Below are 22,204 nucleotides of genomic sequence, written 5' to 3'. Positions count from 1 at the left end.
TAGTGTAGAATAATTTTATTCATTAATGCGAAATGGTTGGTCTATTGTGTTAGAGTGATTTACTAAGAGAGGCCTGATAGGCCTCTTTTTTTGATTATAAAAAATACTCTCATATTTTAGGTTGTCAAAAGAGGTGTAATGCTAACAAGCTGACAGAAATACATTCTCAAAAGCTCCTCTAGTTAAGTAGGTATGTATACCTTATACTGTTGTTCTATATTTTAATTAATAAATTACCTTCAAAATTTTTTAGATCAAGCTGGATTTGCTCTTAATTTTTCAAAGAATCTGTTTTTTAGATAGATTCTATCTTATTAAATATAATTAATATGAATGTTTGCTTATCACGAGGAGTGTTTTTAGTGAAATTTATTGGTCAATATAGATTTTTATTTTTAGACTTAAAAGTAGTAAGATAACCCTATTTGGTGTTCTGTTTTTAAGTTTTCATTTTTCGATATCTTATATTCATAACCAATGCTTTCGCTTCCTCTCTTGTAAATACTTAGAGAGTTTTCCTTTAGGTTTTTTGTTTTATAATTAATCACAATGGATCTATTTTTAAAGAAAACTCCAGAATAGATTGGAAAGGTTAAAGAGGATTTTGATTCTATGCTTGGTAAAGTATAGAATGTCAGATTGGACAAGGAGTACGATACTCCGATGCCAAAGCTAAAAAGTGATTTTAATCTATTCTTTTCATCTCGTTCAGCTCCTAACTTTAATCTCCAAGAAGGAGTCTTTGTTACAAAGTCAATCGGAGTTAATGCTTTAATATTTAAAAGATATACAGACTCCACTTGCGTGGTCTCATTTTTTTTTAAAAAATCAATAGTGCCCACTGAAAGTTCAGAAAATGTAAACTTTTTCGTGCGCTGTTCTAATTGATTGAAATCAATAGCAGAAAGTTTCAAATTTAAAGAGTTTTTTGATTTTTTAATTTTTATTGATGAGTTTTTTAAATTATCATGATTTTTTTCTGTTTTTTTATCGTAAGGTATTGAACGTAACAATGAATAATCTTCTCCGTATGTCTCTAAAGCATTTTCATATCCAGGATTGATATTCCCATAACTTTTAAAGCTTAATCTTGAGGCCAGTGCTGCAACTTTTCCAGACTTTTGGTTTTTTTCTGTGTTGAACTTAGTGTTTGAAAATATATCTTTAGCTATTTTTTTCTCACTCCTTTTTAGCTCTTCAAATTGAATGTTAAATTCATGATGTAATGAATCAATTTTAAATTCGACTGCTTCTCGGTCTAAATTTTGTATTTTCAATTCTAATAAGGAAGGGGTGATAATCATAGGTTTTTTTTTAAAACAATTACATGAATAGTTTAATGCTTCATAAAGATAGGTAGAACAGTTCTGGTAAAAAAAGTTATAGCTAAGATTTTCAGATGATTTGTTTTTAAAGTATTGTATTAATTTTTCTCTGTTGAAAAGGTGGTCAGATAAATTAATGAATTTTAATTTTCGTGATTCCTTGTGACCGTAATAATCAATTATTTGATGAAGTGGAGTTATATTTATTTTTGCTTCTATATGGGAAAAGCCACCTTTTGTTATTTGTTCAACTGCAGTTAGGTTGTCTGTAGGTGCTGAAATTGATACGACGGGAGAAAAATAAAAATCATCTTTATCTAAAAATAAAAGAAGTGAATGTCCAAAATATGACATTGGTGATTTTAGACTTTCTTCGGCAACTATTAAATAGACTTCTTTGTTCTTTAATGCTGATTCTATATCTATATTGCTATTATTATTTTTTTTACATTTGTCTATTTTTTTTGAGAAGTCTTTGCTAAATAAATAAGGGTTTTTTTTCTTTAAGAGGTTGTCGGAGAATACAGTTTTTGGGTTGCAGCCAGATAAAATTATTTGATTTTTTAGGCTGTTATACCCTAGGCCTTTTTTTTCTTTTATTTGATGTATTAGAGAGGATGTATTTTTTAAAATAAATTCAGTTGTTTTTGGGGTGAATGTAAGGTCGTTTGCCGCTGCGCTTGGGTTAGGTATTAAGGCGACCAATATAAAAATCCCGATGAAAATGTCTTTATATTGGTCTTTTTTAAGCATTATTTTATTCTTTTATAGGCATTTCTACATAAATAGCATTTGGTGCATATTCATATACTGCACCAGTAATGAAATCAGTGGTAGATAGATCCCAGAAGATATTAATCAAAGCGACAGGGTCAAATTTCTTTGTTATGTCTCTTGTAACTGTTTCGTAACCTTTTTTCTTGAACATAACTGTTTGGGCTTTATTCTTTTTAAATGAAACGCTGACAGGAGTCTTACCTATTAACGCACCATCAACATAGACATTTACGCCCTCAACATTAGAGGTGAAGGTCAATGTCTGATTTGTACCAGAGATAATTGATGCACAGCCAGATAAAAGTATAGTTACACAGGCAAGTGTCGTAAGAATGATTTTTTTCATATTAATTCCGTTTAAAGTTTAAGCAATAAGATTTTAAGGTCCTTATTCTACACGAAAACTCCTTATTTGTAAGCTTTTGTAAGTTTTTTGTTTAGTTTAAGTTGTGCTTTTTTATGACAGAGTGGTTAATGGCTGTTTTTTAGTAGGCTCAATGATAGGTCTTGCTGGCGGCGTCGCCCCAGAGGCTTTCTATTTTATTATCGCGGCCACAGCTGCTGTGGTAAAAGCGGTAACGGAAAGTATTTATCAGGACAGGCATGGTTAACGGTCGCTCTCATGAACAACACCTCCGCTCCCCGCGAAGAATCGCTCTGGCGTTATTCGTGAGAGCTTATGTTTTTTATCAGGGTCATTAACTAGGACAGGTAGGTTTAAATATTCGTAGAAGGGACCCCGAAACGTAGCGGCAATTTAGCGAAATATGGGTGAGGTCCAAGCTTAAATCGCCGCATAGTTTTGTGTCTCAGTGAGCTTGCGAGCGACTTGATGCGCTTGTTATGCCCCGTGTTCGTTGAGGACTTCTTTAAATGCAAACATGCCATTAAGTGCTGCTGGAAAGCCTGCATAAACAGACATTTGTAGGATTATTTCTTTGACCTCTTCTTCAGAGCAGCCGACATTAAGGGCTGCTTTAAGGTGGACTTTGAGCTGAGGCTGACAGTTACCAAGCGCGGTTAGTGCTGCTACCGTAGCGATTTCTCTCGATTTAAGGTCTAAGCCATTACGTGAATAGATGTCACCAAATGGATACTCTATTGTAAAACGAGCTAGATCAGGACAAATATCCTCCAAGCTATCAATAACCTTCTGTCTGCTCAGCAGAGCGGAATAAAGCTCAGGAATACAAATCGTTTGAATGGAAGGTACAAACATTGCCAACAGGACAGGCACCTTTAAATCCCTTTAATGTCGGTGCCTGAGGCGTTTTTTATTAAGCTTGGCTTTTAGTGGTAAGCCTTGCTAGCGACGTCGCCCCAGAGGCTTTCTATTTTGTTATCGCGGCCACAGCTGCTGCGGTAGAAGCGGTAGCGGTATGAGTTCTTTTTGTAATAATCCTGATGGTAATCTTCCGCTAAGTAGAAGGTTTTGGCAGGTAGGATTTCGGTGACTATTTTGGCGCTAAAGGGTTTGTTTGCTTCTACTTTTGCTAATGAAGCATCGAAAACGGCTTTTTGTTTTTCGTTTTGATAAAACATGGCCGTTTTGTAGGGAGCGCCTTTGTCACAAAATTGACCGTTAGGATCGGTTGGGTCGATGGTTTTCCAATAGTAGTCTGAGAGGGTGGCAAGGGAGACTTGAGTGTCGTCGTATTTGATTATAACGGCTTCAAAATGGCCTGTGTGTTTGCCTGATACTTGGCTGTAGGTTGGGTTTTTGGTGTGGCCGCCAATGTAGCCGGACTCTACGTCTAATACGCCTGGTACTTTTTCAAAGTCAGATTCGACACACCAAAAGCAGCCACCGGCGACTATCATGGTTTGTGTGTCAGCAGTGGCGGCGGTCATGTAAAAAGAAGCGCTGGCGAGAATTCCAAGCCCGATGGTTGTTTTAAGTCGTTTGGTCATGAACATAATAGGGGCCTTTTTCGTTTTAAGGTGATTGTCTCTTTTGCGTTCATAGTTTGACGTAGCAGACAGCCAATTTATTACACACAGCGCCAAGAAAAAGCGCGCCTCAAGATTCTCTAATTTAATTAGTAAGTGATTCAATCTTTACGCTGTGTTAAGTCCATGAACCGCACGATATCATGGCGCTCTTGGTTACGAACATCAGAGGTCGTTAGCCATACTGTTTGAATGTTTATCATGTTGTGATGTCTCGCCATTTTCCTTTCAAACAAAACCTTCATGCACGCCTCTTTCTAGTCTTTAGCGCACCGTGCCTAGCCATAATATACGTCAGGAGTTATTCATGAACATTCGATTTGACCATCTTTCATTAAGCGCTAAACAGCCAGAAGTGATGAGAGACTTTTTGGTTGAGTTGCTGGATTTGCACGTCGGTGATCGTCCTGGTCTGAATTTTAATGGCTATTTTTTATTTGCGGGCGACAAAGACGTTATTCATATCTTTGGCCAGTCAATGAGTCGTGGTAAAGAGGCGGCTCACGCATTTCATCGCGAACAAAACGTAGTGCATCATGTGTGTTTTTTCAGTGATGACTACTCTGAAACCATGGCGCGTATTGATCGTATGGGGCTGGATTATTCTATTTCGTCTGTCCCTAACTCTCCTGTTAAGCAGATTTTTGTACGTGCTCCTGAAAACCTTATTCTTGAAATAAAAGGCATTCCTACTCTATGAACCATACTCACCAAGAACGTTTTTTTGTCGCGGCTTATGAATCAGGCCGTACTTCTCACCGCTTGCCTCTTTGGGGGAGTGTGCATGAGAATCCTTTGGGCTTGTCGGATCAGCCAAGCAGTAATATTGAACGCCATGACATAGCAGGCGTTCCCGGTGCGTTTCAACTATTAAATGTACTTAGCCAAGAAGAGTGTTTGTCTTTTATTGAGGCAACAGAGGCCATGGGTTACACAGAAGACGCCGCTGTGTCTCTTGGTCGCAATGTTCGCCATAACATGAATCTTAATTGGGTGGTTGATGACGCCACAGAGCGAAAAATCTGGGGGCGAATCGGCTCGTTTTTTGCCAGTGAAGCCTCTCAATTAGGCAAAGCGGCATTGGGGCTTAATCAGCGCTGTCGTTTTTACCGTTATCAGGCGGGGGATTTTTTTAGTACGCATACGGATGGGGCTTGGCCTGGCAGTAAAATCATCAATGGTCGACCTGAGGTAGACGCTTTTGGGGATCGTTACAGTTTATACACGTGTTTGATCTTTTTAAGTGAAGACTTTGAGGGCGGAGAAACGCAGTTTCTAGTAGACCAAATGAACCCAGATAGACCAGCGAGAAAAGTAAAAGACGCTCAAGCGGTCAATGTTCGTACGCCAGCAGGCGGTCTATTGCTCTTCCCTCATGGGAGCCATCCGTTGCATTGTTTGCATGGCTCAGAGCTTATCACGCAAGGTGTAAAATACATTGTTCGCAGCGATGTGTTGTTTGAACTGTAAGAGAAAGGTAGGGCGCAATGGGCTTCTAGTACTCTGCTGTAAAGCATTGATAATCTAGGCTGGCTGGTGTTTTTATGGTGTCTTTTCTGGCATTTTTCTTAGTGAATATGTGCCCTAATCCTGAAAATGAAACTATTTTTGAATCAATGGGTTAGAATACTTCGTAAGACAAAGTCAGATTAGGAGAAGGGTGTGGCACGAGGAAGACCCAGCAAAAAAGGCGTGATTATTGAGGCGGCGGCAGAGCTGTTCACATTGAAGGGCTACCAAGGCACGAGCATTGACCAAGTTGTCATCACGGCGGCAGTGTCAAAACCCACGGTATACAGCAACTTTCCGACTAAACTGGTGCTCTGGGAATCGGTGCTTGAGTCCTTGATTGAGCAAGCCGATGCTGAAATGAATGAGACGTTAGTGACGCAGAAAACCTTTGCTCAAGCGTATCTTGAGCAGGGCGCCCTAGACCATAGCGGGATTATTGCGGGTTGGATTGCCCTGTGGAAGGCTTGGTCAAATAGTGCTAAACGCTTGGCGGTGTATCGTATTTTATTGGGTGAACAGCATAAAATGGCCGCGACGACGGTGGCGCTTTTTGCTCAGTTTGAAGCGGTATTGGAGCGTGTGTTGTTGGCTTGGTTAGACGCCTATAAAGTGCCTACTGAAAACTTTTTTGTGCTCAAAGCGGTCAGTAAAGAAGCGCTGTTAACACCAAGTTTGTTAAATCAAACGGCTTTACCTGTCGATGTGCTAGAGCGTCAATTAAGCCTGATTATCCATAAAAAAGCCGAGTAGCTATCCATAAAAAAGCTATGGGTCTCACCATTACTCGGCTTATTGCTCAGAGCGGTACTGGCTTAAGATTAGATTGAGCCAGCTTCAACCGCAGTGTCTTCGTCTTCTTCTATTCTGCCTTTTTCGGCCCAATACATGATGCCCAGTGCGATGCCGCCAAACAGGGTAAAACCACTGGCGATGGGGATGAGTGTGTTGTCGTACATTTGCCCAATAATGGTGCCGATGAGCATCGACATAATCGACGAAACCGACCCGATCACCGCAGAGGCAATGCCCGCAACATGCCCCATTGGCTCCATGGCTAAGGCGTTAATATTGCCAAACAGTAAGCCAAAGCAGAAGAAAAACACCGCAGCATAGAGTAAAAACATCCATAGGGTGATGGTGACAAAGGCGTGCAAGGTTAAAAAGATAGCCGACGCGATTACGACGCTGTAAATGCCACGAAAGGCGATGTGTTTGGCGCCATACTTTTCGACGATGCGCGAGTTAATCAAGGATGAAATGCCAAGTACAACCGCCAATAAGCCAAAGTAGAGAGAAAACAAGGTGCCGGTTTTAAACTGCACTTGGAAAATCTGTTGAGCGGAATTTAAATAACCGATAAAACTGCCAAAAAAGAGACCCATGCAGACGGTGTAACTGGCGGTAATACGGTTGGTCAGTACTTCTTTAAAGCCTTCATAAAAGCCTTTTCTCGTGAAGGGGATTCTGTTTTCTTTGGGTAGGGTTTCTTTTAAGCGAAATAGAATCCAAGCGATTAAAATAACCGCATACACCAAGTACATTTCAAAAATGCCACGCCAATCATCAAGCAGTAGAATGGCTTGTCCTAGGGTCGGAGCAATGGCGGGGACCAGCATAAAGATCATCATCACCAATGACATAATTCGCGCCATTTGCGAGCCGTGATACAAATCTCGAACGAGAGAAATGGCGGAAATATAAGGTCCAGCCACGCCTAATCCCTGAATAAAACGTCCAACCATCAAGGTTTCTAAGTCGTTGGCTTGGTAGCAAATAACCGTGCCCACCAAGTAAAGAGCAAAGCCACCAAACAGCACAGGGCGACGTCCTAGAGAGTCTGACAAGGGCCCGCAAATCAGTTGGCCAATGGCCATGCCTAAAAACAGCATACTAATCAGTAGTTGTGGCTGATTGGCCGAGGTGGCGTTTAGGTCCTTTCCTATAATGCCAAGCGCTGGCAATAGTGCGTCGATTGAAATAGCGACAATAGACATTAGTAGAGCGACAAGAATGGTAAACTCTTTTGATGACATGCCTGACGCCGCACTGTTTTGATGATTTTCCATAATGTATCCAAGTAGATGGCCATAAAGAGATTCCGCGAGAAAGCGGGCGCGATATTATAACCTAATATTACGCTCAGGCAGGAGCTTGTTATTAGGCATCGTAGGATTAAATGGGCTTGGGGTATTTTAGTGGTGCGCTCGGGATTTTCATGAAGTAATCTAATACTTAATAGATAGGGGCTGTTATGCCGCTTCTATTGAGGAAAGTATCAAGAGCAAACTCTCCATGTCGTATAAAAGGGAGGATTTATGTCTCACAGCGAAGAAGAAAAAATCGCCTTAGAGCATCAAGCGGCCAAGTTGTTTATGCGTTGGTATGAGCGCAATACCGGCAAAAGAATTCGTCATATTTGGCATAATAATCCCATTCGTCCCGACGTGTCTTGTCTGTTAGAGGGAGAGCCTTTGGATCTGGAAATTGCGCATTTGTACGGCGATGAGCCAGAAGCCATGGCCATTTTAGGACGCGATTTGACCGACAAAACCCGCGCCGCGCTTCATAAGCTTGAAAGCGAACCCGCAGACAGTCGGCTGTTACAAGCACTGAATCGAATTCTAGAAAACAAGTCCGGTAAAAAATACAAATCAAAACGGGTGTGGTTGGTGATCCGCAATGCGCATCCGGCGTGGAGCAAAGAAGGGATTAAGGCGTTAGAGCACTTGATTACCATGCCTGAGCCCCATGCCTTTGAGAAAGTCTGGATAGTGGGGGACATGGCGGGTGAAACCGGCATAGTGCGGCTCTACCCTTAACGTTTGAGAGTGGCTTTATTTAGCGGCTTTCAAGAGAAATACAATAGGCTCAAAAGAAATAAGACGTCATCAATCTGCGCGGTCGATGACGCCTAGCATGACGGTTACTTTTTATTTTTGTTCTTTTTTATCTGCAGCACGGCAATCGTTAAAGCAAGGCCAAGACAAAGCAGAACAAAAATAGCAAAAGAAAGAGGCGCGTAGTTCATGGTAAAGGGTCCTATTTGAGATCTTGCTATTGTAGCAGAAGGCGCCGCTGTGGAAAATTATAGCTGATGAATGCGTTGCGCAAAGGCGTCTACCGACGGCCAATCTGTGTAATCGATTGAGCTATCAAGTGCGGTGGGTCCCTTCGTCATCCACATGATGATACGAATCATTTGTCGATCAAAAAAACGGTATTTTTGATAATCTACTTTCCCCGCAAAAACCCCTTTTAGTTGAGGTTGCCAATCACACTGAGTGAGTAATTTCTGCAGGTAAGGATTGCTGTCTGGGGTGTTCTTTTCGGCTTTTCGAGCCACCAAATTGACGCTGAAAAAAGCGCTGGGTTTGTCGTTTAATAAGCGTTTATATTGACGAATAAACTGTTCGACATTGGGCCTGTGTTTGCCGTAGCGAATACTGGCCCCTAGGATGATTTTGTCAAATTGCAGTGGATTTGGGAGAGCCGCGTCATCAAGGGAATGCAAGGTAATGGCGTAGTTCGCGTTGAGTTGCTCAGCAAGTCGCAAGCAAATGGCATGCGTGTGCCCATCGACACTGGAATACAGCATCAATATTTTGCCCATAGAATGGCTCATGACTTAGCTTCCTCGCTCATCTTTTCCTTTTATTCTTAGCTGTTCTGCTTTGTATTTTTTGAGGATGACGAGTCCTGCAATAACCGCAAGGCCAACAAAAAAAATAGCGAAGCCGCCTAGGGCGATGGTAACGAGTGGGCTGGTCATTGTCTGTTTCCCTTTTTTGGATCAGCGCTGGTGAACACACTGTCCTGCTGAATACGTTGCTTTAATCGCTCGGTCGTCGCCTAAGGTCATAAAGACAAAGAGGCTTTCTTCGATGCTTTTCGAAAGGGCTAAGCGAGAAGAAATAAGCGGAGTGGCTTTCTTGTCCAGAATGACAAAGTCCGCCTCGGTGCCCACCATAAGGTTACCAATTTTCTCTTCTAAACGTAATGCTTTTGCACCACCTAGGGTCGCAAGATACAGCGATTTGATAGGGCTTAGGTTTTCATTTTGCAACTGAATGACCTTGTAGGCTTCATTCAATGTTTGCAGCATTGAGAAGCTGGTGCCGCCGCCCACATCGGTTCCCATACCAACATGGATGTTATGTTCTTCTGCTTTGCCAAGTTTGAATAAGCCACTGCCAATGAAAAGGTTAGAGGTTGGGCAAAAAGCAATCGCTGAGCCGGTTTCGTGCAGGCGATGATATTCGCTGTCACACAAGTGAATACCATGGGCAAAGACTGAGCGTTCACTGAGTAATTGGTGGTGATCGTATACGTCTAAATAGTGTTTACTCTCAGGAAACAAATCCTGAACCCAAGCGCACTCGTCTTTGTTTTCTGACAGGTGAGTGTGCATGTAAACATCGTCGTATTCGTTGAGTAGTTGGCCAGCAAGCGATAGCTGCTCGTCTGAGCTGGTTGGCGCGAAACGAGGCGTGATCGCATAGTGCAAACGGCCTTTGTTGTGCCAAGCCTCGATCAATTCTTTGCTTTCTTGGTAGCTGGTTTCTGGGGTGTCGGTTAAATACTCTGGCGCATTGCGGTCCATCATGACTTTGCCACAAATCATGCGTAGGTTATGAACTTCGCTGGCTTCAAAAAACGCCTCCACAGAGACTTTATGTACAGTGCCAAATACCAAGGCGGTGGTGGTGCCGTTACGCAATAATTCTTGCAAAAAGCGATCTGCGACCTCGCGGGCATGAGCTTTGTCGTGGAATTTGCCTTCTTCTGGAAAGGTGTAAGTGTTTAGCCAAGTGAGTAATTGTTCGCCGTAAGAGCCGATCATGTCGGTTTGCGGATAATGAATGTGCGTGTCGATAAATCCTGGGGTAATCAAACCCTCTGGATGATGTTCTATCAGAGTATCTGCAGGCAAGGTCGCTAAGAGGTCTTTGGCGTGACCAATGGCGCTGATTTTATCGTTGTCGACAATCAGCAAACCGTCTTCAAAATATTCATAGGCGTGTTCTACACCGACGTCTTTAGGGTCCGCAATACAATGTATGATGGCGGCACGCCAGGCTTTTAGTTGACTCATGGTGTCTCTCTTACGGGTTGTTCGTTTGTTTTCGGTTCGATTGCTTTCGAATGGATTCTATGGCCATCAGCACTCGTTCTGGTGTGGCTGGCGCGTCTATGTCTGGGTGGAAGCGATACTCGCCCACGGATGCAACTGCGTCTTTAATAGCACACCAAGCGGCAATGCCTAACATAAAGGGCGGTTCGCCTACGGCTTTTGAATGGTAAACCGTGTCTTCAGGGTTTTTACGGCTTTCTACCAAGGTGACTCGTAAATCATTCGGCATATCGCTAATGGCAGGGATTTTATAACTTGCTGGGCCGCTTGTCATGAGACGACCTTGATCATTCCAGACTAATTCTTCGCTGGTTAGCCAGCCCATACCTTGAATAAAACCTCCTTCAATTTGCCCGATGTCGATGGCAGGGTTTAAGGTGGCGCCCACATCATGAAGAATGTCGGTGCGGGTAAAGTGGTATTCACCAGTAAAGCTATCGACGATGACTTCACAACAGGCCAGACCGTAAGCAAAGTAATAAAACGGACGGCCACTGGCGGTGGCACGATCGTAGTGGATTTTGGGGGTTTTGTAGAAACCTGTGCTCGATAAAGAAATCTGATTTAGATAAGCCAATTCAATCAGGGATTCAAACGAGAGGAAAGTGTCGCGGACTTTAACCTGACCATTATTGAATTCAATGTCTTCTGGCGAAACGCGATAATGGCTTGCCAAAAAGTCGATCAAACGCTGCTTGATGGTTAAGGCGGCGTTTTGGGCTGCTTTGCCGTTTAAATCCGTACCGGAAGACGCCGCGGTTGGCGATGTATTCGGTACTTTTTCTGTGTTGGTGGCGGTGATTTGGATTTTGTCGGTTTCTACTTGAAACACTTGAGCGACGATTTGTTGAACCTTGGTGTTCAGACCTTGGCCCATTTCGGTGCCGCCATGGTTCAAATGAATCGTGCCATCGGTATAAATGTGTATCAAGGCGCCGGCTTGATTCAAAAAAGAATTGGTAAACGAAATACCAAATTTTACTGGAGTGAGTGCCAAGCCTTTTTTAAGAATCGGGCTGCTGGCATTGAAGGCTTTAATGGCGTCGCGGCGCGCGTAATAATCGCAGCTGGCGATTAACTCTTCGGTGATCTCCGGCAGAATATTGTGCTCAACCGTTTGGTGGTACGGAGTCATATTGCGCTCGTTGGTGCCGTAATAATTCAAGCGGCGAATGTCCAATGGGTCTTTGCCTAATTGACGGGCAATGGCATCGAGAATGTCTTCTGTCGGCACCATGCCTTGTGGGCCGCCAAAGCCACGATAAGCGGTGTTTGACGCTGTGTTGGTTTTGCAACGATAACCCGTAATGGTGGCGTGCTCGAAGAAATACGCGTTATCCGCGTGAAACATGGCGCGATCGACAATGGAGCCGGATAAATCCGGCGAATAGCCACAGTTGCCAGCGAGTTCCATGTTCAGCGCCGACACGCGTCCGTTGGCATCGTAACCAACGTCGTAGCGTGCATAAAACGGGTGACGTTTGCCGGTGATCGACATGTCTTCCATGCGCGGTAGGCGCATTTTTGTTGGGCGTCCGGTTAGGTGAGCAAACACCGCACACAAGCACGCGATCGGGGCGGCTTGAGTTTCTTTGCCACCAAAGCCGCCGCCCATTCTGCGCATGTCCACTAAGACTTTGTTCATGCTGATGCCAAGCACGCTGGCCACCAGTTTTTGTACTTCGGTCGGGTTTTGCGTGCTGGAATAGACAATCATGCCGCCGTCTTCAGCAGGCATCACAGAGGCCACTTGGGTTTCGAGGTAGAAGTGCTCTTGACCGCCAATATAGAGTTCACCCTGCAGGCGCAGAGGGGCTTTTTCGAGCGCGGTCGCGCTGTCGCCAATGACCAGCTGGTGGCTGTCTTGAACGAAGTGCTGTTTTTCTAGTGCCTCTTTAACATCAAGAATGGGCGTCAGGGGTTGGTAGTCTATCTTGACGGCTTTAGCGGCCTGCAAGGCGGCTTCGTGGCTGGTGGCGGCAATCGCAACAATCGGCTGGCCGTAATATTCAACCAGCCCATCGGCAAGCAAGGGGTCGCCTTTTAGTACTGGGCCAACGTCCAGTTCACCTGGCACATCTTGCGCGCTAATAATACGCACCACGCCTGGCATGGTTAAGCAGGCGCTGGTGTCTATATTAAGGATCTTGGCGTGAGCGTATTCGCTGGTATGCACATACACGTGGAGCTGATTAGGAAACTCTAATTTGTCGTCTATGTATTGCGCTTCGCCACTGACATGCTTGTCGCCACTTTCGTGTTTAATGCCGCGGCCCACCCCGGTTTTAAGGTTGGCTTTGAATAAACGTTCTAATTCTGCTTGGCTGAGCTCTGGGGCGGAATGATTAGACATGGGCCGTTACTCGCGTTATCAGGTGGTCTGGGTTAGACGTGGTCTCGATGAAGTATTTGCGCAATAGATTTTGTGCCACCAATTGGCGGTATTCTTTCGAGGCCCTAAAGTCACTCAATGGAGTGAAGTCACGCGCGAGGGCAGCGCACGCGGTTTCTATGGTGCTTTGTGACCATGCTTGTCCGACGAGGGCTTGCTCACAATGGCTGGCGCGTTTTGGGATCGCCGCCATACCACCAAACGCAAGCCTGGCGGTGGTGACTTTGCCGGCATGGATTGTTATGTTCATGGCCGCGCAAACGGCTGAAATGTCGTCGTCTATGCGCTTTGATACCTTATAAGCTTTGAATGTCGCGTGGGTTGGTTTTGGCACCAAAATTTTCTCAATAAACTCGCTCGATTGACGTACGGTTTTTTTGTAGTCCAAAAAGTAATCTTCAATCGCAATAAGGCGCGTGCTGTCGCCTTGTCTTAGTTGCACTTGAGCGTCGAGCGCGATCAGCAAAGGGGGAGAATCGCCAATGGGAGAGGCGTTTGCAATGTTGCCGCCAAAGGTGCCTTGGTTGCGGATTTGTAAGGAGGCAAAGCGGTGCAGCAACGCACCAAAATCAGGGTAATACTGAGCGAGTACGGCGTAACAGTCCGTGAGAGGCGTGGCAGCACCAATCTCTATCATGGTGTCTGTTTCTGTCACTTGCTTCATCTCTGTGACATTACCAAGGTAGATGACCTTATCGAGCGCGCGGTGGAACTGGGTGACTTCTAGGGCCAAATCGGTGCCGCCAGCTAATAAATGCGCATCTGGGTGTTGTTGATAAAGCTGCGCCAGTTCTTGGCTGTTGGTTGGCAAATAAGCTCGACGATTTTTACCTTGTAACTCTGTGTTGCTGATCGGTTTGATGGCGTCCAATCTTGATATGGTGTCGGCTTCTTGGGCGTCGAACTGATCCGCCTGTTTGTTTTCGCAACTCTGTTTTGCCGCGTCGTAAATAGGGCGATAGCCAGTACATCGGCACAAATTACCCGCTAACGCTTCACTGGTTTGTGCTGGATCATACTGTTCTGCGTTTTTCTGCAGAGCAAAAAGCGACATAACAAAGCCTGGGGTGCAGTAACCGCATTGAGAACCGTGGCAATCGGCCATGGCTTGTTGGGTGCTGTGTAAGGTTTGCTGGTGTTTTAGGTCTTCCACTGTGATGAGTTGTTTACCATGAAGGGCAGAAACAAAGGTTAAGCACGAATTCACACTGCGATAGCGTAAGCTGCCTGCCACAACCTCAGCCAACACCACACTACAGGCACCACAATCACCGGAAGCACAGCCTTCTTTGGTGCCGGTTTTGGTGAGCGTATTGCGCAGGTAATTTAATACCGTCAAATTTGGGTCTAGGTTGTCTTCTTGACGAAGCTCTTGATTCAGTAAAAATTGAATCACGGTTGTCTCTCCTGAAAGCAGTCTGCTTTTTTGCGATGCTGGTGACGAATGTAATCAGCCCATTACATCGTATTTACCGCGTTCCAGTTCGCGCTCTTTAGTGCTTATTTAAACTGTAGAACATGGGCATCATATTGGTATTTTGGGCAGGATCTGCCACGATAATTTGACGCTATAAGCAAAACCTTGACCGATCGGTTATGTTTTGTCAAACCTTTGTCTGGATTTTATGGCGTGTGCTTAAATAGTGGGCGGTCTGTTTATTTTGGTGCGTTCTTTGACGGTGTGGTTTGTGTCGCGCGGTGTGTTTCTGAGGGCTTATTTCTGGGCGTAATCGCGGCTAGATGAATCTGAGTTAGGGGGAGGCTTTGCTGCTTGCTCTAGACACAAAGAGTGCGCCCGTCACCACCAACAATACGCCAACGCCATCGGCGAAAAAATCTGCCCATTCACCATAACGATTAACGCTAGGTTGAATTAACTCAATGGCGCCGCCCCATAGAAAAATAAAAAGCGCCATGACAAAGAAGCGTTTTCGAGGCCCAAACACACACAACAATGACCACCCTGCAAACCCCAAAACATGATGAAGCTTGTCTGACCCCGCGACAGCAGGAAGCTGCTCCATCGGGGTGAGGGTGGTGTAGCTGATGAGTAACCAGCCGCCGACAAAGCCAAGTAATTGAGCGATTGACGATTGCCAAAATGGCGGCGCATGTTTCATCATGGTGCGTGTCGTTTCTCTAACCTATTAGCGCAAAATGCGTGCGCGAATGTGTCGGCCTTTGATTTTTTTGTCTTCTAGCTCTTTGACGACGCGTTTGGCTTCTTTGCCATCTACAGAGACATAAGCTTGATAGTCAAAAATATCGATTTTGCCCACTTGGGATTTGTCTAAACCAATGCCCGCGGTTAACGCACCCAAAATATCGCCTGGACGAAGTTTATTTTTACGGCCAGCATCAAAGGCGATCGTCGCTTTATTAGGAACAAGACGATAAGACGGGTCCAGTGCATCCAACTCGACGTAATTGGCTGTAATTCCGAAGCGAGTTTCTATGTCTCGGATCTTATAGTCATCTTTTGAGGTGACAAGGTTAACGGCGATACCAGAAGCACCAGCACGACCAGTTCGGCCAATACGGTGAGTGTGGACGTCAGTGTCGCGGGTGGTGTCATAGTTAACGACGAGGTCGACTTCTTTTACGTCAATGCCTCGAGCGGCCACATCGGTCGCGACCAAGACACAGCTGCTTTGGTTACTAAAACGCACTAAGACTTGATCGCGTTGCTTTTGTTCTAAATCACCGTGGATCGCTTGAGCGGCTACCTTGTGCTCACTTAACCAATCCGCTACATTTTGACATTCAATTTTAGTGTTACAGAAGACGATCACTTGGCGTGGGTCGAAGTGCTGCAATGTGGCTAATAAGGTTTCACATTTCGCCGCGTTTTCGCTGCGGATAAAAAATTGTTCGATATTAGGCTTGAGGTCTTCTTGAACTTCGATTTGGATCGAAATAGGCTTGTTCTGAAATTCACTGCTCAGTGCTTCAATTGTGTCGCCATAAGTGGCTGAGAACAATAATGTTTGTCGATTGCTTGGGGTCAGCTCAACCACTTCACGAATACTGTCAACAAAGCCCATGTCTAGCATACGATCGGCTTCATCTAACACCAAGGTGCTCAAGGCATTGAGTTTTAGTGTGCCTTTGCGCAAGTGCTCCATTAAGCGACCTGGTGTGCCAACCACAATGTGGGCGCCGTGTTCTAGTGAGCCAATTTGTGGCCCAAAGGGCATGCCGCCACACAAACTCAATACCTTGATGTTTTCTAAAAAGCGCGCCACTTTACGGATTTCTTTGGAAACCTGGTCTGCAAGTTCACGGGTTGGGCACATGACGAGCGCTTGTACGCCAAAGTAACGAGGGTTGATTTTAAGCAAAAGGCCGATCGCAAAAGCCAGCGTTTTTCCGCTCCCCGTTTGTGCTTGAGCGAGAATATCTTTGCCATTAATCATGGCAGGAAGACTTTGCTCTTGTATGGGAGTAAATGCCGTAAACCCCATGTCTGTTAACAGAGAGGTAAGTTTTGTTGGCAAGGCAATGTCTGAAGAGAGAGAAAACTGGGTCACGAAAGGCCTGTATATATCAAAATAAATAAGCCCTAAGAATAACAGAAAAGCGTTTTTGTTGTTGGTTTTTGTAAATAATGGGGTGTTTCATTCGTGCATTTTAAGTAAAGTTACCGATAATATAAAAAGATACCGTTTTAATAGGGAACACGCTTTTTGAATGAACCTGTAAATCACCGAGATAGTTGGTTAGTCGCTTCGACAAGACGCCATGTAAAACATGCGTATCTTATCGTTTTCTCGATTGTTTTCTTTTGCGGTATCACAACCTGCTTGGCTTTGTATCATGAAGAAAAGCAACACATCTTGTCCGACGAACAAATCGCAGGCGATGAGTTTGTTGCGCTATTAAAAGATGCGCTAGAAAATTACGGCAAAGAAGTGACGTCTTTTTCTGTCATGGTGCAATCCATCAATGAGGCGCTCACCTACGATATTTTTCAGCGTGCGAGTAAGCAATACGAATCCACTGAAAAAAACCAATCCTTACGGGTCTATTTTGCCAAATATGTCCCCCATGACCATCTGAATGCTTATCTAAAGCAACAGCGCAGCTTAATGGGGCAAATGGACTTTAATATCACCCCAAGAGGAGCGCGCGAAGGCTATTTGCCTCTGACCTATGGTTATCCCTTTACGAGTAACCCAGGCTTTGACTTATTAGAGCCTAGCTATGTAAACCATCAGGTAATTCAACGTATTAGAAGCGCTAAATCCTTAGTTATGTCGCAGATAATGTCGATAGCCTCAGGTTCTGAATCGGTGAAACCGGATAAGTTTGTATTAAGGCGCTCTATTTATCTTCCCCTAGATAACCTAAAGGGTAGAGTGACCGACGAGTTGGGTTTTTATGGCGTTATTGGGGTTATTTTTGATGTGAAAGGCCTCAAGCAGCAGCTAGAAAGTCACAGTGAGCGAGGTTTTTCTTATCGTATTTCTGATGTGAGCGATGACCCTGAACACCCAGTTTGGTTTGCCGACTCAAGCCATGGAAGAGATTTCGACCCGAACCATGAAATCTATTGGTCGAAAGGCGTTTACAACACCCATGTTATTGATTTTGCAGGGCGCAGTTGGCGTGTCGACACACGTTACAGTTCCAGCTTCCCGAGCTTGGTTAACTGGGGGCTGATTATCGTGGCCTTTGTGATATTCAGCTTATTGGCCGTATTGCTCAGTTGGTACGTGAAATTACTCGCCAACGCCTACAATCAGGCCTTGCGTTTGGCCAGTGACCACATAGAAATTGATGAATTAACGGGGCTGTTTAGTCGCTACAAAATCCAAACAGAGCTTAATACGCTGATTCGCCGATGCCGTTTGAAAGATCAGAAATTGGCGTCTTTCTTCATGGATCTCGATTATTTTAAAACCATTAATGACGCCTTTGGTCATGAGACTGGCGACAAGCTGTTGATTAAGGTGGCCCAGCGTTTACGCTCTGTTCTTCCTGATGAGGCCGTTATTGGCCGTTTGGGTGGGGATGAGTTTTTAGTGCTGTTGGTATTGAGAGAGCATGAAAAGAACGCCTATTTAGAAGGCCTGTGTCGAGAAGTCATTCTGCAGGTCAGCCAAAGTTACTTTATTGATGGGCGGACACTCAACATAGGTTGCTCCATTGGGGTTGCCTTGTACCCAGATTATGGTCTAGATGCCGAGACATTGGTGAAGAACGCCGACATGGCAATGTATGAAGCCAAAACGGCGGGACGTGCCACTTATTATTTTTACGACGCTCAGATGGGCGCGCGTTTGTCGCGCAATGTGCGCATTGAAACGCGTTTACGTCAGGCCTTGCAAGACGATGTGTTGGAGCTGCAATTTCAACCTAAAGTGGACCTAAATACACAAAAATGTGTTGGTTTAGAAGCCTTGCTGCGTTGGGAAGACAGCGAATTGGGTTGGGTTTCTCCTGCTGAATTTGTGCCGGTTGCAGAGCAAACTGGGATTATCTTGCTGTTGGGCGAGTGGGTTTTTGAACAAGCCTGCAAGCACATAGTAGTGTGGCGAGAAGAGGGCATTCAAGTGCCTCCGATTGCGGTCAATTGTTCTGCTGCACAATTAAAACGACCGAATTTCTTAGCGCACTTATTGGGCTTGTTGGACAAATACAAAATCGATCCGAGCTTGTTAGAGCTTGAGGTGACCGAGTCGATTTTGATTGAAGACGCAGAAAGCTGTGCAGAGCTCTTAAGGCAAGTCAGTCAGCTGGGTATGAAATTGGCGATTGACGATTTTGGAACCGGTTATTCAAGCTTAAGTTACCTAAAAGATTTGCCATTCCATTACGTGAAAATCGATCAGGTCTTTATTCGAGACATTATGGAAGACCCTGATCATGATGCGTTGACCAGAGCCATTATCAATCTAAGTCATGATTTAAACCTCAAGGTCATCGCCGAAGGCATTACCCGAACGGATCAATTAGAGCGGCTAAAAAGTTACGGTTGCGATATTGGTCAAGGGTATTTGTTTAGCGCAGCATTGGGGGCAAGTTCGATGGTAAACGACCCTATGATAGTCGCATTGCGCGAGCAGCAAGAAGACGATGGCACGTTAGAGAATTAGCGTGTCGTAGACGCAACCTAACCCGTGCACGATCAGAATGACCTAACCGGCAAAGGTTAGGTCATTTTTTCTTTTAGGCTGTTCCAGAGCTGATTTAGGTTGGGGCTCTGGTTTAATCGAGACCGATAAAGTCGTATTTCTAAGGGAATGTGCCAGTTTTCTTCGCCCGCCAGCGCCACCTTGCCATAGCTTAATGTGTCCAACAGCAACCTTTTCGGCACCCATCCTAGGCCGTAACCTTCTTTTATCATGGCTTTCACACTGATTGAATGGTAGTTCTCGTTCAGTGTTTGCAGCTGTGGCACTTCGCGTTGACGCTGTAAATGGTGGCTGATAATGGGCTGTAGGAATGAGTTTTCATAATAGCCAATATAAGGAAGCGGTTTACGTTTCATGCCTGGTAGCGCGTATTTAGGTTCGCCATTTTCATCGGTTGCACTGCAAGGGATGAGGGTTTCTTCGCCAATGACGAGGTAGTCATACTGATCGTCGTCCAGTGCGCGTATGAAATTAATCGCAGGGTGCCAATAGCACAGCATGAGGTCACACTGTTGATTGACCAAGGCGTTGACAAAGTCGATGCCGAGCCAAGAACTCGACTTCATATTGACGTCCATTTCCATGCCAATGCTTGCGCAGAAAGGTTCGATGGCTTCTTTGTAAAAGCTGAGAAACAAGGTTTGTGTTGAAATAAAGCGTATTTGAGACTCTTCTTGTTTGCGAATTTCTTGGCAGCGCTCTTTTGTGTCTCTTAATTGTCTGGTAATGAGTTCTGCGCTTTGCAGAAACACTTCGCCTGCTGGCGTCAGCGATAACGGCAAGGTGTTACGGTCAATGAGCGTGACGCGCATTTCTTCTTCGAGCAGTTTAATGCGTCGGCTAAACGTTGGTTGGGTCACATTTTGCTCATCGGCCGCACGCGAAAAGTGCCGCGTTTTTGCGAGGGCGATAAAATCTTCAAGCCACCTTATTTCCATGAAGCCCCCCTAGGTAATCGTCCGTATTTCATAAACGACCCTCATCCACTGCGTGACAAGCCACCGAACTGTTGTCTGGCTGGCGAATCATTTCAGGTGACTCTTTGTAGCAACGCGGATTCGCGTAAGGGCAGCGCGCTTGAAAAACACAGCCAATGGGTTTGTCCATTTGGGTGGGTACTTCACCCATCAAACGAATCGGCTGTGTGGTGTTGTTGTCCAGACGCGGAATCGCTGAGAGCAAAGCCTTTGTATAAGGGTGTTTAGGGGCGCTAAAAAGTGTGCTGGTACTGGCTAATTCGCAAACGCGTCCTAAGTACATCACCGCAACACGAGTGGCAAAATGCTCTACCACAGCAAGGTCATGGGTGATGAATAAGTAGGTGAGGTTACGTTCCTCTTGTTTGTCCATCATCAGGTTCAGCACTTGTGCCTGAACCGACACATCCAGTGCGGATAAGGGTTCATCGGCAATAATAAAATCTGGTTCGACGGAGAGCGCACGGGCAAGGCTAATGCGCTGGCGTTGACCACCAGAAAACTCATTCGGGTAGTTGTCCATGCTAGAAGGGGAAATACCGACGGATTCTAGTAACGCATGGATTTTCTCATCCACTTGGCTCGCGGATAGTTGAGGGTTGTGGAAGGAGATTGGCTCGCTCAGTGTTTGATAGACGGTCATTCTTGGGTTGAGCGACGCGTATGGGTTCTGAAAAACCATTTGCATACGACGTCGAAACAACATGCGCTGGCGATCGTTAAGGTGATCGATGCGTTGATCTTGATAATGCACTTCGCCACTGCTGGCAGGCGTTAACCCCATGAGTACGCGCGCTAAGGTGGATTTGCCGCAGCCTGTCTCCCCCACAACACACAATGTCTCACCTTGGTTAATGGTCAAATTCACCCCGTTTAAGGCGTGGACGCTGTCTTTTTTGCGTCGAATCTTGCCGCGGTCAATTTGCCACTGGTCAAACCAACTATTATTGGTGGTGAAGGACTTTTCAAGGTGGCTTATTTGGATCAAAGGAGTAGGCATTTAGCGGCTCTCCTCATCGTCATCGAGGTGGGCGTCATTGATCATGTCTTCTACCATAAAACAGGCCACGGTCGAGACGCCGCTGTGAATGAAACTGGGCTGTTGTTGGCGGCATTGCTCTGTGGCATACGGGCAGCGCGGATGAAACGCACAACCTGAAGGCCGCTCATTAAGCGGTGGCATGCTGCCCTGAATTTGATTAAGACGCTGACCTGGTAAAGCCATTTGCGGCAACGCATTCAGCAAGCCTTGGGTGTACGGGTGCTGCGGATCATTGATGATTTCCAGAGTAGGACCTTCTTCTACGACGCGGCCGGCGTACATGACAATGGTGCGTTCTGCAACGCGAGAAACAACCCCTAAGTCGTGGCTAATCAGCAGTAGCGCCATGCTGTTGTTGCGGCAAATATCCAGCAACAACTGAATGATCTCAGCTTGAATGGTCACGTCCAGCGCGGTAGTGGGTTCGTCGGCAATAATAATGTCTGGGTTGAGCAGTAAAACGGTGGCGATAATAACCCGTTGACGCATGCCGCCTGATAATTCATGGGGGTATTGATTAAAACGTTTTTCTGGCGACGCAATCTGCACGCTGTGGAGTTTTTCGATGGCGATGTTTTTTGCGTCTTTGAAAGAAATGCGAGTGTGACTGCGGATGGCTTCAACCAATTGTACGCCAATGGTCAGCACTGGGTTGAGTGTCATCATGGGGTCTTGGAAAATCATCGCGATGCGCTTGCCTCGCACTTCTTGCAGCTGCGGTAAAGACATCGTAGTGATCTCTTTGTTTTGCAGCTTAATAGAGCCTGATTTTATATAGCCTGGTTTATCGACTAGATTAACAATTGAGAAACCTAAAATGGATTTCCCCGCCCCCGATTCGCCGACAATCGCAATGCGTTCGCCACGGTTAAGGGTAAAGCTAACATCGATCAAGGCGGCCAAGTCTTGGCCCTTAAGATGAAAGTTTACATGCAGGTTGCTGACGCTCAACAGATTCATA

Annotated in this window: 20 protein-coding genes; 5 read left to right on the top strand and 15 right to left on the bottom strand. The window is 45.2% G+C overall.

Features of this window, described 5'->3' with window-relative positions; genetic code table 11:
- Positions 1 to 401 precede the first annotated feature (401 nt).
- The 4 genes from ACIGBN_RS09090 to msrA form a co-directional block, all read right to left on the bottom strand.
- On the bottom strand, positions 402 to 2,078 hold the full coding sequence (locus ACIGBN_RS09090) for a DUF4105 domain-containing protein (RefSeq protein WP_396664963.1): 1,677 nt from the start codon (positions 2,076 to 2,078) through the stop codon (positions 402 to 404).
- A gap of 4 nt (positions 2,079 to 2,082) precedes the next feature.
- The gene (locus tag ACIGBN_RS09085) at positions 2,083 to 2,448 is read right to left on the bottom strand and encodes a PEGA domain-containing protein (protein ID WP_341567262.1); all 366 of its coding nucleotides are present in this window, start codon (positions 2,446 to 2,448) and stop codon (positions 2,083 to 2,085) included.
- A gap of 495 nt (positions 2,449 to 2,943) precedes the next feature.
- Positions 2,944 to 3,321, bottom strand: a complete 378-nt coding sequence (locus ACIGBN_RS09080) for a carboxymuconolactone decarboxylase family protein (RefSeq protein ID WP_396665160.1) — start codon at positions 3,319 to 3,321, stop codon at positions 2,944 to 2,946.
- A 71-nt stretch (positions 3,322 to 3,392) separates the two neighbouring features.
- Positions 3,393 to 4,019: a peptide-methionine (S)-S-oxide reductase MsrA gene (gene msrA, locus ACIGBN_RS09075; RefSeq protein WP_396664961.1), complete on the bottom strand. Its 627-nt coding sequence runs from the start codon at positions 4,017 to 4,019 to the stop codon at positions 3,393 to 3,395.
- A gap of 340 nt (positions 4,020 to 4,359) precedes the next feature.
- On the opposite strand from msrA, the gene ACIGBN_RS09070 reads away from it, so the two are divergent.
- The 3 genes from ACIGBN_RS09070 (at position 4,360) to ACIGBN_RS09060 (ending at position 6,314) form a co-directional block, all read left to right on the top strand.
- Positions 4,360 to 4,752: a VOC family protein gene (locus tag ACIGBN_RS09070; RefSeq protein WP_396664959.1), complete on the top strand. Its 393-nt coding sequence runs from the start codon at positions 4,360 to 4,362 to the stop codon at positions 4,750 to 4,752.
- Positions 4,749 to 5,522, top strand: coding sequence for an oxidoreductase (locus ACIGBN_RS09065; protein WP_133001378.1), 774 nt, complete (start codon positions 4,749 to 4,751; stop codon positions 5,520 to 5,522). The genes ACIGBN_RS09070 and ACIGBN_RS09065 overlap by 4 nt, the downstream gene beginning before the upstream one ends.
- Positions 5,523 to 5,714: 192 nt before the next feature.
- A complete protein-coding gene (locus ACIGBN_RS09060) occupies positions 5,715 to 6,314 on the top strand; it encodes a TetR/AcrR family transcriptional regulator (RefSeq protein WP_396664957.1) in 600 nt (199 codons plus the stop codon).
- Positions 6,315 to 6,382: 68 nt separating this feature from the next.
- Here ACIGBN_RS09060 and ACIGBN_RS09055 read toward each other — a convergent pair whose 3' ends face one another.
- The gene (locus ACIGBN_RS09055; protein ID WP_396664955.1) at positions 6,383 to 7,630 is read right to left on the bottom strand and encodes a multidrug effflux MFS transporter; all 1,248 of its coding nucleotides are present in this window, start codon (positions 7,628 to 7,630) and stop codon (positions 6,383 to 6,385) included.
- Between the two features lie 249 nt (positions 7,631 to 7,879).
- Here ACIGBN_RS09055 and ACIGBN_RS09050 point away from each other — a divergent pair, with 249 nt between their 5' ends.
- On the top strand, positions 7,880 to 8,383 hold the full coding sequence (locus ACIGBN_RS09050; protein ID WP_133001375.1) for a hypothetical protein: 504 nt from the start codon (positions 7,880 to 7,882) through the stop codon (positions 8,381 to 8,383).
- A 266-nt stretch (positions 8,384 to 8,649) separates the two neighbouring features.
- Here ACIGBN_RS09050 and hemG read toward each other — a convergent pair whose 3' ends face one another.
- The 7 genes from hemG to dbpA all read right to left on the bottom strand — a co-directional run bounded on the left by hemG (position 8,650) and on the right by dbpA (position 16,617).
- Positions 8,650 to 9,186 (bottom strand): menaquinone-dependent protoporphyrinogen IX dehydrogenase, encoded by a 537-nt coding sequence (gene hemG / locus ACIGBN_RS09045; RefSeq protein WP_396664953.1) that lies wholly within the window; start codon positions 9,184 to 9,186, stop codon positions 8,650 to 8,652.
- A 3-nt stretch (positions 9,187 to 9,189) separates the two neighbouring features.
- Positions 9,190 to 9,333, bottom strand: a complete 144-nt coding sequence (locus ACIGBN_RS09040; protein WP_396664951.1) for a hypothetical protein — start codon at positions 9,331 to 9,333, stop codon at positions 9,190 to 9,192.
- Positions 9,334 to 9,354: 21 nt separating this feature from the next.
- Complete coding sequence (guaD, locus tag ACIGBN_RS09035) at positions 9,355 to 10,656, bottom strand: guanine deaminase (RefSeq protein ID WP_396664949.1); 1,302 nt, start codon at positions 10,654 to 10,656, stop codon at positions 9,355 to 9,357.
- Positions 10,657 to 10,666: 10 nt separating this feature from the next.
- Positions 10,667 to 13,048, bottom strand: coding sequence for a xanthine dehydrogenase molybdopterin binding subunit (gene xdhB / locus ACIGBN_RS09030; RefSeq protein WP_396664948.1), 2,382 nt, complete (start codon positions 13,046 to 13,048; stop codon positions 10,667 to 10,669).
- The gene (gene xdhA / locus ACIGBN_RS09025; RefSeq protein ID WP_396664946.1) at positions 13,041 to 14,483 is read right to left on the bottom strand and encodes a xanthine dehydrogenase small subunit; all 1,443 of its coding nucleotides are present in this window, start codon (positions 14,481 to 14,483) and stop codon (positions 13,041 to 13,043) included. Before xdhA ends, xdhB begins: the two co-directional genes overlap by 8 nt.
- Before the next feature lie 355 nt (positions 14,484 to 14,838).
- Positions 14,839 to 15,210 (bottom strand): hypothetical protein, encoded by a 372-nt coding sequence (locus tag ACIGBN_RS09020; RefSeq protein WP_133001371.1) that lies wholly within the window; start codon positions 15,208 to 15,210, stop codon positions 14,839 to 14,841.
- 24 nt (positions 15,211 to 15,234) lie between these two features.
- Entirely contained in the window at positions 15,235 to 16,617 is a 1,383-nt protein-coding gene (dbpA, locus tag ACIGBN_RS09015) for an ATP-dependent RNA helicase DbpA (RefSeq protein WP_133001370.1), read from the bottom strand.
- A gap of 156 nt (positions 16,618 to 16,773) precedes the next feature.
- Here dbpA and ACIGBN_RS09010 point away from each other — a divergent pair, with 156 nt between their 5' ends.
- On the top strand, positions 16,774 to 19,185 hold the full coding sequence (locus tag ACIGBN_RS09010) for an EAL domain-containing protein (RefSeq protein ID WP_396664943.1): 2,412 nt from the start codon (positions 16,774 to 16,776) through the stop codon (positions 19,183 to 19,185).
- Positions 19,186 to 19,241: 56 nt separating this feature from the next.
- On the opposite strand, the gene ACIGBN_RS09005 is transcribed toward ACIGBN_RS09010, so the two are convergent.
- Genes ACIGBN_RS09005 through ACIGBN_RS08995 form a run of 3 tightly spaced genes read right to left on the bottom strand, consistent with a single transcriptional unit; the run spans position 19,242 to position 22,203 of the window.
- Positions 19,242 to 20,162, bottom strand: coding sequence for a LysR family transcriptional regulator (locus tag ACIGBN_RS09005; RefSeq protein WP_133001368.1), 921 nt, complete (start codon positions 20,160 to 20,162; stop codon positions 19,242 to 19,244).
- Positions 20,163 to 20,190: 28 nt separating this feature from the next.
- On the bottom strand, positions 20,191 to 21,201 hold the full coding sequence (locus ACIGBN_RS09000; RefSeq protein ID WP_396664940.1) for an ABC transporter ATP-binding protein: 1,011 nt from the start codon (positions 21,199 to 21,201) through the stop codon (positions 20,191 to 20,193).
- Positions 21,202 to 22,203, bottom strand: coding sequence for an ABC transporter ATP-binding protein (locus tag ACIGBN_RS08995; RefSeq protein WP_396664936.1), 1,002 nt, complete (start codon positions 22,201 to 22,203; stop codon positions 21,202 to 21,204).
- Position 22,204 lies beyond the last annotated feature (1 nt).

Origin of the sequence: Marinomonas sp. NPDC078689 (genome assembly GCF_044542435.1) — a bacterium.
In the GTDB taxonomy this organism is placed as follows: domain Bacteria; phylum Pseudomonadota; class Gammaproteobacteria; order Pseudomonadales; family Marinomonadaceae; genus Marinomonas; species Marinomonas arenicola.
This window is presented reverse-complemented; position numbering and strand designations above follow the sequence as displayed.